The 13,275-nt window shown below is 39.7% G+C and carries 15 protein-coding genes; 1 reads left to right on the forward strand and 14 read right to left on the reverse strand.

Features of this window, described 5'->3' with window-relative positions:
* Positions 1-118: 118 nt before the first annotated feature.
* From NQ536_RS06870 to NQ536_RS06935, 14 genes are all read right to left on the reverse strand, one after another.
* The gene (locus NQ536_RS06870) at positions 119-1,108 is read right to left on the reverse strand and encodes an NAD(P)H-dependent glycerol-3-phosphate dehydrogenase (protein WP_004850827.1); all 990 of its coding nucleotides are present in this window, start codon (positions 1,106-1,108) and stop codon (positions 119-121) included.
* Positions 1,109-1,586: 478 nt separating this feature from the next.
* On the reverse strand, positions 1,587-2,246 hold the full coding sequence (gene plsY / locus NQ536_RS06875; RefSeq protein ID WP_004850828.1) for a glycerol-3-phosphate 1-O-acyltransferase PlsY: 660 nt from the start codon (positions 2,244-2,246) through the stop codon (positions 1,587-1,589).
* Positions 2,247-2,248: 2 nt separating this feature from the next.
* A complete protein-coding gene (gene der / locus NQ536_RS06880) occupies positions 2,249-3,571 on the reverse strand; it encodes a ribosome biogenesis GTPase Der (RefSeq protein ID WP_022058905.1) in 1,323 nt (440 codons plus the stop codon).
* Between the two features lie 65 nt (positions 3,572-3,636).
* Entirely contained in the window at positions 3,637-4,965 is a 1,329-nt protein-coding gene (locus tag NQ536_RS06885; RefSeq protein WP_004850833.1) for a radical SAM protein, read from the reverse strand.
* 59 nt (positions 4,966-5,024) lie between these two features.
* A complete protein-coding gene (gene pgeF / locus NQ536_RS06890) occupies positions 5,025-5,885 on the reverse strand; it encodes a peptidoglycan editing factor PgeF (RefSeq protein WP_004850835.1) in 861 nt (286 codons plus the stop codon).
* Positions 5,886-5,900: 15 nt separating this feature from the next.
* Positions 5,901-6,284: a YraN family protein gene (locus tag NQ536_RS06895; protein ID WP_004850837.1), complete on the reverse strand. Its 384-nt coding sequence runs from the start codon at positions 6,282-6,284 to the stop codon at positions 5,901-5,903.
* A gap of 30 nt (positions 6,285-6,314) precedes the next feature.
* Entirely contained in the window at positions 6,315-7,070 is a 756-nt protein-coding gene (locus tag NQ536_RS06900; RefSeq protein WP_022058908.1) for a ribonuclease HII, read from the reverse strand.
* A 62-nt stretch (positions 7,071-7,132) separates the two neighbouring features.
* Positions 7,133-8,212, reverse strand: a complete 1,080-nt coding sequence (gene lepB / locus NQ536_RS13790; RefSeq protein WP_004850842.1) for a signal peptidase I — start codon at positions 8,210-8,212, stop codon at positions 7,133-7,135.
* Positions 8,213-8,222: 10 nt separating this feature from the next.
* Complete coding sequence (gene ylqF, locus NQ536_RS06910) at positions 8,223-9,062, reverse strand: ribosome biogenesis GTPase YlqF (protein ID WP_004850844.1); 840 nt, start codon at positions 9,060-9,062, stop codon at positions 8,223-8,225.
* Between the two features lie 49 nt (positions 9,063-9,111).
* The gene (gene lepB, locus NQ536_RS06915) at positions 9,112-9,681 is read right to left on the reverse strand and encodes a signal peptidase I (protein ID WP_004850846.1); all 570 of its coding nucleotides are present in this window, start codon (positions 9,679-9,681) and stop codon (positions 9,112-9,114) included.
* Between the two features lie 83 nt (positions 9,682-9,764).
* Positions 9,765-10,112 (reverse strand): 50S ribosomal protein L19, encoded by a 348-nt coding sequence (gene rplS / locus NQ536_RS06920; protein WP_022058911.1) that lies wholly within the window; start codon positions 10,110-10,112, stop codon positions 9,765-9,767.
* A 159-nt stretch (positions 10,113-10,271) separates the two neighbouring features.
* Positions 10,272-10,469, reverse strand: coding sequence for a hypothetical protein (locus NQ536_RS06925; RefSeq protein ID WP_044997964.1), 198 nt, complete (start codon positions 10,467-10,469; stop codon positions 10,272-10,274).
* Between the two features lie 148 nt (positions 10,470-10,617).
* A complete protein-coding gene (locus tag NQ536_RS06930) occupies positions 10,618-10,911 on the reverse strand; it encodes an AAA family ATPase (RefSeq protein WP_004850853.1) in 294 nt (97 codons plus the stop codon).
* Positions 10,905-11,033 (reverse strand): hypothetical protein, encoded by a 129-nt coding sequence (locus NQ536_RS06935; protein ID WP_259805289.1) that lies wholly within the window; start codon positions 11,031-11,033, stop codon positions 10,905-10,907. Before NQ536_RS06935 ends, NQ536_RS06930 begins: the two co-directional genes overlap by 7 nt.
* Positions 11,034-11,214: 181 nt before the next feature.
* Between NQ536_RS06935 and NQ536_RS06940 the strand changes: the two genes are divergently transcribed.
* Positions 11,215-13,239, forward strand: a complete 2,025-nt coding sequence (locus tag NQ536_RS06940; protein WP_044997966.1) for a hypothetical protein — start codon at positions 11,215-11,217, stop codon at positions 13,237-13,239.
* Positions 13,240-13,275 lie beyond the last annotated feature (36 nt).

Below are 13,275 nucleotides of genomic sequence, written 5' to 3' on the forward strand. Positions count from 1 at the left end.
CCTCTTTTCTAATTATTTTTAGACTTACACACTTAGTAACAATCTAACATAACAAGAAGTAATTGTAAACACTTTGTGAACAAAAAACATTTTTCGGCTCTTTTTTGTTCACATTTATTTACAATTCACTCTTTCTATCTCTGTTAAGCAGTTCCGTAAGTGCCTCTTTCGCCGTCATGCCGTTAAATAATACATTATTGACAGCCTCAACTATAGGCATATCAACCCCGTGTTCTTTTGCAAGTGCCAAAGTCGCCTTGGCTGAATATACGCCTTCCACAACCATTTTGACCTCAGCCATAGCCTCCTCATATGTCTTTCCCTGTCCTATGAGATATCCTGCATTTCTGTTGCGGCTGTGCTTTGATGTGCATGTAACAATGAGATCCCCCATGCCTGACAGGCCTGACAAAGTCTTGACATCAGCGCCCATGGCAAGACCGAGCCTCATTATCTCTGCCATTCCCCTCGTCATAAGTGCTGCTTTAGTGTTGTCTCCAAGGCCAAGGCCATCCGATATTCCTGCCGCAAGAGCTATTACATTTTTCACTGAACCACCAAGCTCTATGCCTGTCACGTCTGTACTAGTATATACTCTAAAATAATCATTCATAAACGTATTTTGTATAGTCTTTGCAACCTCCATGTCGCGCGCTCCGGCAACCACTGTTGTAGGGATTTCTCTTCCAACTTCCTCTGCATGTGAAGGTCCGGACAGCACTGCCACCTTCGCCTGTGGGATCTCCTCCTCTATCACTTCAACAAGAGCTTTGAGAGTCGATTCCTCTATTCCTTTGCTCACGTTTACGATCAACTGTCCTGCCGCCACGTATTCAGCCACACTTTTAGCTGTACTTCTTACAAACGGAGAAGGCACAGCGCATACGACCATATCCTGTCCTACCACTGACTTTGACGCATCAGTTGTGTATTCAATGCTGTTGTTTAATATCACACCCGGAAGTCTGTCTCTCTGCTCATGAAACTCCTTGAGCATGGCTACCTCCCTCTCATCTATCGACCATACTGTCACCTCATGGCCGTTTCCCGCCAGAAGATTTGCTAGTGCCGACCCCCATCCTCCGGCTCCAAGAACTCCTATTTTCATAGTAAAATACCTCCAAATATTTTAATTTTGCTTTTTGCTTTCATACATATTTTTTTGCATATTTTCTGCATATCTTTATTTGCATCTTTTTATTTTAACTTTTTTTGCCGTTATAATCCAGTCTATTGTTGTAATCAATGCATATTTTTGCATATTTTTAATATTTTTTAGTGTAATAACGTATTTTTATTATTTTATGTAAACTCACATAATTCAAATCATATGTTTTGACAGTAGGATATGCAATCACATAATATTGGTTGTAGTGCAATAACATTTTATGTAAACCATATCACAGATATATTTTTCATATGTTCGGTTATGTACATCTTTTCTTTAGTTGCAAGTTAGTTTTACCGGAAGTTAACTAGGTTAACATTTTACATACATACATATATATATAAAAGATAGGTGGATATGCACCTACTACATACCCACCTATTCTTCATCGCATCACCAAAATAATACGATATCTTGCTTATGCTGTCTTCGAACCAAACGACAATTTATTCTCTGTTCCAGCTATAAGCCTCTTTATATTCGGCAGATGTCTTATCACTGCCATTCCTGCAATAACTCCTGCCAACACGATTCCCTCTATCATCTTTGCATTTGATGTAAAATTATAATCTCCATGTATCGCAAATATTGTGTACAATATGAAGAAACCTATCATGATCGTAAGCGAGCCAACCGACACATATCTGGTAACCACAACACTAATGATAAATGCTGCAAGCAAGATGACCACAAGTCTCCAGTCCCAGAGACCTACTATCATTCCACCGCTGGCTGCAATTCCTTTACCGCCCTTAAACTGCATGTAGAATGGGAAATTATGTCCAAGTACAACTCCAAGCCCTGTATACAAAACGAACATATATGCATTTCCCACGTCAAGTTGTCCAAGTATGATATGTGTGAGCGAACAGGCAATTATTCCCTTGAGAAAATCTCCAAGAAAAACAATGAGTCCGGCTTTCTTTCCGAGCACTCTGAGGGCATTCGTTGTTCCTGCATTTCCACTTCCGTACTTTCTGATGTCGACACCTTTTATCCTTCCGTATATATATGCGGTCTGGATCAAGCCGACTCCGTAACCTCCTACAAGGCATATCAATCTGATCAACATATCCATAATTACTTCTCTTTCCTCTCTCTGATTATGAATTTTAAAGGTGTTCCCCTGAAACCAAAAGACTCTCTTATCCTATTTTCAATATACCTGGTATATGAAAAGTGCATAAGCTCTTTGTCATTTACAAATATGACAAATGTAGGTGGTTTCACAGATACCTGTGTTATATAGAAAAGCTTTAATCGCTTTCCCTTGTCTGATGGTGGCTGCTGCATTGCAACGGCCTCACTCATAATCTCGTTGAGGACTCCTGTGGCTACACGGAGTGAATGGTTCTCTATAACAGCATCTATAGTCTCAAATAATTTTGGCAGACGCTGCCCGGTCTCAGCCGATATGAAAAGTAGTTCCGCATACGGCATATAAGACAGTTTATTTCGAATCTCCTCTGTAAATTTGTATATAGTCTTGTCGTTCTTTTCTATGGCATCCCATTTATTTACAGCTATTATCATACCCTTACCACGCTCATGGGCTATTCCTGCGATCTTGGCATCCTGATCCGTGATTCCCTCCGTGGCGTCAATGACCAAGACTGCAACGTTGCATCTCTCAACAGCTGAAACTGTTCGTATGATACTGTATCTCTCTATATCTTCTTTTATCTTGCTCTTTTTTCTAAGTCCGGCTGTGTCGATGAACACATACTCCCTGCCATTTCTGACTACCTCTGTGTCTATGGCATCTCTCGTTGTTCCGGCTATATCTGATACAATAACCCTGTCTTCGCCCAGGAGCTTATTGATAATAGAAGATTTACCCACATTGGGTTTTCCTATGATTGCAATTCTAGGTCTCTCATCCTCGACTTCTTCCTTTGCCGACTCATCAAAATGGGATACAACCTCATCCAGCATATCTCCTATTCCAAGTCTTGATGAGCCTGATATCGGATGTGGATCTCCAAGCCCTAGATTGTAGAATTCATAAACGTCAGGCATAAACTTTTCAAAGCTGTCAACTTTATTGACAACAAGAACTATAGGTTTCTTCGACCTTCTGAGCATATCGGCAACCTTTGAGTCGTCATCAACCATTCCCTGTCTTACATCTGTCATAAAAATAATGACATCTGCCGTCTCTATCGCAATCTCAGCCTGCTCCCTCATACTTTTAAGTATGATATTATCCGTTTCAGGTTCAATACCGCCAGTGTCTATAAGCGTAAAATTATAATCCAACCAGTTTATATCGGCATAAATTCTGTCTCTTGTAACTCCAGGAGTATCCTGAACTATAGATATCTTCTCTCCTGCAAGTACATTGAACAGAGTAGATTTACCTACATTTGGTCTGCCAACTATGGCTACTATAGGTTTGCTCATATCTGTTTCCTCCATTATATATTGTACAGACAATTTAACGTGTACACGTTGTATATCTGTGTTATTTACTTTTCAAAACGAGAATGCATCTCATCCCCGATAACTGAGTGTATAAAATCAGCACCACTTGATTCTACAATACAAACATCCACTTGTAAAGCTTCTATAAATTGGTCCAGAGTCACATCATCCAGAAACTTAGGTTCATCAGCCATAAGGGTATTTGACGGCAGGATAAGTCTTTGTCCCAAAGGCTTTCCCTTGAGCTGTTTGATTATGTCTCCGCCCGTAAGCAATCCTGTAACTGTTATTCTATGACCAAAGAAGTCATTTATTATCTTATACAGATGAATCTTAACATTTGGGAATTTCTCTTTCATTCTGTCCACCAGGATCTTTATAGAATCATATACGAGAACCCCCGTGACTATCGACACCTCATATTCCCTGTCATCACCTTGAACAGCGCTGAACTCCTGTTCAAACTCTTCTTTCATAAGTCTGACCATTCCAACTCCATTTTCGAGCTGTACAAAGCCATCATATCTCTCTGCCTCTGGAAAATCTCTGCCCGCGTTTATATACCACTCATCACTTGCCTGAACAAAATGTATACCATGCTTTTCGTATGCCTTTTTCTGAAAATGTTCGATTATATCTATGACCTCACAGGCATCTTCTTTATCGAACGGTTCGAGATGAAATAATCCATCACGATAATCCGAAAGGCCAACCGGGACCACCGACAAACTCTCCATGACCGGCACAAATTCCATCAGATCAGATATGGACCTCCACAGCTCCTCTCCATCATTTATCCCTTTACACAAAACGATCTGTCCATTCATTGGAATTCCGGCATTGTAGAACTTCCGAATTCGTTCAAGGATCGTTCCCGCAAATCTGTTGTTGAGCATACTGCACCGAAGCTGCGGATTCGTAGTATGAACAGAAATATTGATGGGGGCAAGATGATAGTTGATGATTCTGTCTATATCCTCATCTTTCATGTTTGTAAGTGTTATATAGTTGCCCTGCAAAAATGAAAGTCTTGAATCATCATCCTTAAAATATATCGTATCTCTCATGCCCTTTGGATTCTGATCAATAAAACAGAAAATGCATTTATTGTAACAGGATTTGTAATTATCCATGAGGGAATTCTCAAATACTATTCCAAGATCCTCGTCATAATCTTTTTCTATCTCCAAAAGCCATTCTTCACCGTCTGATTTTTTAACGAGCAGCTCTATATATTCGTCATTTATAAGATATTGATAATCAAATATATCTTCGATCGGATGATCGTTTACCGCGAGGATATTGTCCCCGGGTTCAATCTCCAGTTCTTCGGCTATACTATTTTCAAGTACATTTTTTACTATATGTTCCATAATAACCTCATATATTACAACAATCTTGTTTTACCAAATCAACGTCCATAGGATTTCTTCTATTCAGGCAGCATGATAACAGCACCAAGATTGCCTCTAAGCCCTTTACTGGCTCTATGTGAGAAAAGCCAATCAGAATTGCAGCATGTACATATATTTGTCACATCAATATTCTCCGGTTTCACCCCGGCATCCACCAGATTAAAATAATTGGCTGTATGAAGATCAAGCAAATATTTGCCTTTATACTGACTTTCTCTAGGATATACGATCTCACGCGCCTCCTGCTCCGTATAAGCTAATTTAAACTGCTCTGCCACATCCTCACTTACCTCGTAGCAATCCTTGCAAATAGAGGGACCTATAGCACAAATAAGATCTGTGGGATCTGTCCCATACTCATCTCCAAGCCTTTTTATCATGCACTGACTGATCTTAGCTACGGTTCCTTTCCAGCCGGAATGATTCATAGCCACAACTTTTCTAACAGGGTCATAGAAATATATCGGAACGCAGTCAGCATAGAACGTCATAAGCGGTATACCTGGAACATTTGTCATAAGTCCGTCTATTCCGATTATATCGGAGATTCTCACTATTCCTTTTCCGGCATCCGCCTCTGTAACTTTGTATATATCCGTCTTGTGTACCTGATCGGAGAACACAAGCTTCGTGTGATCGTAGCCGACAGCCTTCGCAAAGCGTTGATGATTTTCCATGACCTTATCCGGATCATCGCCCCGGTGAAAGCTCAGATTCATAGAGCCCAGATACCCTTCACTTACGCCCCCTGTTCTCGTAGAAAACGCATGAACCACGCCGGTCTTATCCAGCTTGTCAAATGTTATATAATCAACCCCATTCACACTGTGGATATGTGTTGAATTGCTTTTATTTGGTATATATTTTATATTCTTCATAAATCTTCACCCAATTTACCAGCCTGCATAATCATATGCATTTTCTATATGTGTTATCTCATTCCCAGATACAGTTATGACATCAAACCGCACTGGGACTTCAACGCCATACCCATATTGCTTTAGGAAATACAGCGCAGCCTTAGAGATCCTTTTCTGCTTTCTGTGATCCACTGCCTCGGAGGCAGCTCCCATATGAGTGTTGGACCTGAATTTGACTTCAACAAACACTATGTATCCATCGCTTTGCGCAACAATATCTATCTCCCCCGCAGACACCCTATAATTTCTTGCAAGTATATCATAGCCGCAGTTTTTCAGATAGTCGCACGCTGCCGTCTCATATTCAGAACCTGTTCGTCTGCTGTTGTACTCATTTAATACAGCGCTATTCTCCATCTTCACACCATCTTATCTATTTTGATATAATCACACAAACTTTGTGATAAACGATCTTCTATGTATCGCACACGGTCCGATCGTCTCCAACGCTTTTATATGCTCCGCCGTTCCATATCCCATATTGCGTGCAAATCCATATCCAGGATAGATAGAATCGTACTCTACCATGAGCCTATCCCTTGTCACCTTTGCAATTATACTCGCAGCCGCTATGGATGCGGACAAAGTATCTCCCTTTATGATGCCTACCTGTGGGATATCGACACCAGGAATGTTCACCGCATCGTTGAGCAGCAGCTGAGGTCTAACAGAGAGCTTTGATATAGCCTGTTTCATTGCCTCGTAATCAGCGTTTAAAATATTTATATCATCTATGACATCCTGATTAGCCATACCTACTCCCACTGCAACAGCCTTCTCCATGATCTCATCATACAGAAGTTCCCTCTTTTGGGCAGATATCTGCTTTGAATCATTCAGATACAGTATATCACACTCCTTTGGAAGGATAACCGCAGCAGCAACCACCGGACCTGCCAGCGGACCTCTGCCTACCTCATCTATACCGCAGATAAACTCATTATCACTATACTTTCTCTCGTACTCGAACATCTTGTACATTCTGATCTTCTCATCATCGTATGCTTTCTTTTTCCTGTGGGCTGACTCGAGTATCTTCTTAACTCCCTCTCTGTCATCCCCGGCATACTCTTCAAACAGTCTGTCGTAATCGGACAGATCTGTCGATGCAAACACCTTCTTTATCTCTGCAATGCTGCTCATATATTCCTCCATAAAACAAGGGCTATTGCCATTCTTATCGGCAACGGCCCTCGATACATGTTCTATTCTATCTTACCTAAACCACCGGTAAATCTAAATACAGCCCTGCCTATTATCACATCCTTGTGAATGTTTCCAACATCCTCAAAACGGCTGTCCCTGCTGTTATTTCTATTGTCGCCAAGCACGAAATATTCATCATCGCCAAGCGTCACTTCCTCAGATGCTACACCTCTCTTGTCTTCAGCTATAGGCTCCCTGCCGTACTTATCGCCCTCAAGAGGCTCATCATTGATATAGATAGTTCCTTCCTCATCTATATACACAGTCTCACCCGGCAAACCTATGATACGCTTGATGTAAAATGTGTCTTTCTCTTCCTCATAAGGGAACACCACCACATCAAATCTCTTTGGAGAGCCAAACTCATATTCAAGCTTGTCTATCCACAATGTATCCCCGCTGTGCAGAGTATTACTCATAGATTCTCCGCTCACCTCTGTTCTCTGTCCCACATATGTGAGCACTGCCCAACAGATTCCTATGACGATCAGTATATACATACACAGAAACAGAAGATCTTTTACGATATTTATCTCCTTATCTTCCTTTTTCTGAGCCTTTCTCTGTTTTTTCTCTGCTTTTTTCTCAGCTCTGAGCTTACTTCTCAGCGCTTTCTCATCAAGCTCACCATCCTCAGAATATACGGCCTGTACATCGGACTCATTCTTGCTCGATGTATCTGCTTTATTCTCGTTTTTCTCAGATTCATTCTTATTTGGCGTCTCTGCAGATTCACTGGATTCATTATTATTCTTATTCTGATCAGTCTCAGTCTGGTTTTCGCTGCTCTCCTTCACCGCCTGATCCCAGGACCATCCGCTGACACCCGAAGCCTGTCCCTCCGCACTCTTATCTGTGCCTAACTGACTAACTTCGGTGTTTTCCTCAGATTCACCGTTCTTTTTCTTCTGTTTAGCCTCTGCCTTCGCCGCCTTTCTGGTCTCTTTCTCAAGTGCCTTCTGACGTTTTTTCTCGTATTTGGCAATCTCTCTTTCCCTGGCTTTTTTCGCAGGGTCATCATCAAATATCTCGTTTAAGGTATCAGCAACATTTGTCTCTTTATTAGTATCTTCGCTCATCTATACTCCTTTAAGGTGTCTCAAGAGTGATCCGTCCAAGCTTACCTGATCTGAAATCATCCATGAGAAGAGCTGAAGCTTTATCATAGTCCAACTCGCCACCTTTTTTTATACACTGTCTCTTTTCAGCGATCTGCGCAATCACCTGCACGGGGTCGCCAGTACTTTCAATATTATACCTTTGAGTCAGTGTCTGACAATAGTTTGCCTGTAAAAATTTTATTAATTCAACTGCTATATCTGTAACATTCAGGATCTCGTCATTGATAGATCCGATATATGCCAGTCTGAGACCTACAGCCTCATCATCAAACTTAGGCCAAAGTATTCCCGGAGTGTCGAGAAGTTCTATGTTCTTTCCCAGACGTATCCACTGCTTGCCCTTTGTCACGCCAGGCTTATTTCCAACCTTTGTACATGCCTTTCTCGCGTATGAATTGATAAATGTGGACTTTCCAACATTTGGTATTCCCACGATCATCGCTCTTATAGGTCTGTTGATTATACCTCTTTTTCTGTCACGCTCTATCTTCTCACGACATGCCTCCTGTACGATGCCATTTATACTCTTCATCCCGGCACCGTCCCTGGCATTGATCTTAGCCACAAAAAAGCCTTTCTCGCTGTAATATTTTTCCCACTTTGCTGTGACGGCGTCATCCGCAAGGTCTGATTTGTTGAGCAGTATCAGTCTGTATTTGTTCTTTGCCAGTTCATCTATATCCGGGTTCTTGCTGCTAAGCGGAATCCTCGCATCAACCAGCTCTATAACTATATCTATCAGTTTTATATCTTCCTGCATCATACGCTTTGCCTTTGTCATATGACCAGGATACCACTGTATATTCATTCAACGCACCTCTTTGATGTTTGTATCCTTAGTTCCTGATGTTTCCATCTCACTCTTTTATTCTTCCAAGCATCTCGCTCTTTTTTATATTCCCCACACTGCTGAATCTCGAATCCTGGCTGCTGTCCGGATTGTCTCCAAGCAGAAAATATTCATTTTCCCCGAGCGTGATGGATGACTCCGCCAGACCTGCCGTTCGTATCTCACTATCTATCGGACTGTCTGTAAGCGGATTTCCATTTATATATACCTGTCCATTCTGTATCAGCACAGTCTCCCCCGGCAGGCCTATAACTCTCTTGATCGAATAATATTTGTCCTGGTGTTCCACAGAACGGTAGGCAACTATATCATATCTGTCCGGTGAACCCACAAGGTATGCTATCTTATTGACAACACACTTCTGTCCGTCCGGTATAACCGGAGTCATGGATGGCCCCACCATATAGACTTTCTGAAATCCAAATGCGACAAATCCATATCCTAGAACTGCTGCTGTCAGAATCGTTATAAGCCATCCAAATAGATACTTCATGGATTTCTTCAACGTTCTCTGCTGTCTGCGCTGCCTGCGTTTCTCACGGCGTATTCTTCTTATTCTGTCATATCTCTCACTCATGTTCAGCAATCTCCGCCCTATTTCAAAAATGGCTGGAGTAAATATTTACCCCAGCCATCTTGTCCTACATGTTATAAGCTAAATTATTTAACAAGCTCTTTAACCTTTGCTGCCTTACCAACTCTTGAACGTAAGTAGTAGATCTTAGCACGTCTAACTTTACCTTTTCTTACTACTTCGATCTTCTCAACGAAAGGTGAATGTACAGGCCATGTCTTCTCAACACCGCATCCGCTAGAAATCTTTCTTACTGTGAAAGTCTCTCTGTTGCTTCCGCCCTGTCTCTTAATAACTGTACCCTCGAAGATCTGGATTCTTTCCTTGTTACCCTCTTTGATACGGTTGTGTACCTTAACTGTGTCTCCTACGTTGAACTTGTCAACGCTCTCCTTCATCTGAGAAGCCTCAAGATTCTTGATGTAATCGTTCATTGTGTTCCTCCTTAATATTCTGATGTTCTTACTGCCATATCCATCGGATATATGGGCACAGAGGACCATCACTCTTTTCACAACTCATTTAATATAACATAACGAAATGATAGATGCAAGAGGAATTTTGATAAAAGTGTTATTCAAATTCTGCAAAAATCAATCAAATATTCTACCTGTCAAATCTATATGTGCCATAAACACATAATAAGGAATCCTCTTTATCTCTGTGTCTAAAGACAGTATAGAATCAGTAAGGATCATGTTGTCAAAATGCAATTTACCTGTATTGTCGCCCAACCAATTATGAACAGAACTTCGAATCGTACTCTCAACAACTCTTCCGGTGTATCCCATGATATAACAAAACCATAAAGAAAATCATCTAACTCCGTATCGTCCAGTGGTTTTACAAACTCTATTATCTCCATATCATATACGAAACGCAATACTGTGAAGAAGTAATCTTCCGGAGTACGAAAAGAATCATCAAATCTCCAGCCATTTAAACAGCTAATCGCCTTCCCAAATCTTTTAAATAAGCAATATCGTCTAAATATTCAATAGTTTCCTCATTATTGCTGATCCTCTTTAAAATATCATCAAATGTGTCATCTGAAGCATCATCCGACAGCAATTTAAATGATACATAATTGCCGCCACACTCATCAGCTAACTGAGCCATCATTACAGATTTTCCCACCCGACTAGGTCCCACTATGGCAATAAAGTTTTCAGACTGCAATAATTCTTTCACACGAAAATATTGTTTTCTATGAAATGTACCTGTACTCAACATAATTCTCCTTTAAACCGATTATTGACTAACTCCTTTATGCATTGATCTACAAATATTTCTTTAGTTTCTTCGTTTGTTATAATTAATGGCATTGTTTGTTGTCCTACACTTCTATCTGGCATAAAACTGGTTGTCTTAAGATATCCACAAATAAACAACAATAACCATCTATGCTCAACTGGTCGGTCTATACTTTGCTTTCAAGACATAACACATTGAAGATGTTTTAGCATTATGTTATTCTACAATTTAGAACGTTATTGGGGGTCTCTACATATCAAAAATAACACGGGGGATATATCGATGAAAAAAGACAAAACAGATATCAAAAAAACGGATTCGTCTGTTGAAGCACCAGGATCTCAAAGCAAGGAAGATGAAATAAATGGGTTTGTTATGCTCTTCTTACTTCATTTAATTTTCACTAAATGGGCTGTAGATTCCATACCTTCATACAAAAAGAATCATGCCGGTTCAGAACCAGCAATAATAAATTTCTCATATACAGATGATAAGAATTCGTCTGCAAATGAAAGAACTTATTATAACACCATCGCTCTGCTCCAGGAAAAATACTGTAAAGACAATGGACACGACGATGATGACGAATTAAATAACCCTTTTGTTTTTCTCTCAAAAGAATGTTCTGATTATTTGCTTAACAAAAGAACCAACTCAGAAAAGCAAGTAACATTAGAATTGGAAGACCTCGCTGATGGAGTGATATACTATCCGTATCTCCCAAAAATAAGCATAGAATCTTCCAACTCTGGAACCATATTCTCTAAAAAAACCAGCTACGGAAGATATACTGCGGAAATATTGACTGCCTTAACTGGCATATTTTACACAACTCAGAATAACGAATATAAAGGTAAAATAATAGAATGTGATGCAGCGCTTACAGCGCTCTTGGCGGACTATTTAAAACCCTCTACGAAATTTCGGGAATTTGGGGATTTTTTGAAGAATACTAACAGCTACACCGAACCTGAAAAAGACACTATATTAGATATACTAAATAATTTGCGTTTGAGCAATTTCTATACAAACCCATCTTTGCTGACTTTTTATTATAACAACCCCTGGTCAATTATAGATCAGCTTATTTTTACTGTAAGGCGGGCATGGAGTAAAGAAATATCTATACAAATAGACAATGATAAAGATAAAAATATAACCATGTCTTTGTTTACTTGTCTAGAGAAAGTTGATGAATTACTAAATAAGTTAACCCTCATATCATCAAGAAAAAATACAACAAAAAATCTAGAAGAAACAAAGCAATTAGAGAATGACGAATACCTGATATTTACTCGGGACATTCCCGACACGAGGATTAAATATAATCAAATAACTGGTATTACTATAGCAACCTATAAGATATCCAAATATTTAAACGATTTAATAAGATCGGGGAGCTTCCCTTCTGTAAATTTATATGACTGGCAATGTGGTTATCATAAATATTGGCTTTCAAAAATTATATCACAGTTTATGCTTATAATTTATGTAGAAAAAAAACAGTTTTTGAACATGAGTCAATACAACAAACTCAAAAGAAAAGAACTGGATGGTTCAGTGCCTGAAGTTTTTTTTAAATACATTAACGATGAAGGAGAAAAAAAAGACAAAGAAGTACCCCAATTTCGCCATCCTTTTATAGCAAATGGAAATAGCAATGCAGACAACCACCAAAAGAATTGCGAAAGCAGAGCAAAATTTGATAATGTCATGGATGACGTTTTGGACAAATATAATCCTATATTCTATGAAGTGACAATAAGGGTGTTTAAAAGAGGAATTGATGTATCACATATAGCAACAGAGGAATATATTACAGATCAAGCTGCAGATATAGCTAAAAATATAACTAAAACCAAAATATTTGACAAGGAGAAATATAGAAAATTCTATAAAAACTACTTTCTCAAGTTTAACAATATTTTCAATGCACTAAGTTCTATTGATAAGAGAGATACCTTATATCCTGAAGCTCAGAAGATCAAAATCCGAGAGGCGCTTGATTCCCAAGATAAACCTCGTGGACGTAAAGCTCTGTGGGACCTTATAGGTCTCTACGGACGTTATATCAACAACAATTGCCGGTCCTGCAGATATTACAATACTTACGCTAGCGAATTAGATGATAGCAAAAGTAAAGCCACCAATGAAAACCCAGCCAACATCTGTCGTGAATGGGAATATAATCCGGTCGGTTGTAACCATGAATGCAGCACTGGGAAAATCCTGTCTGAAATAGAAAGTGCACTATATGATATATATTCTATGTTCGATTTTCCTGATGATAACGGCGCATTGCGTTAAGAAAATCCCTTCCCACCTTGGCGGTCATACAAGACC

Source organism: Coprococcus eutactus (assembly GCF_025149915.1).
GTDB classification, from domain to species: domain Bacteria; phylum Bacillota; class Clostridia; order Lachnospirales; family Lachnospiraceae; genus Coprococcus; species Coprococcus eutactus.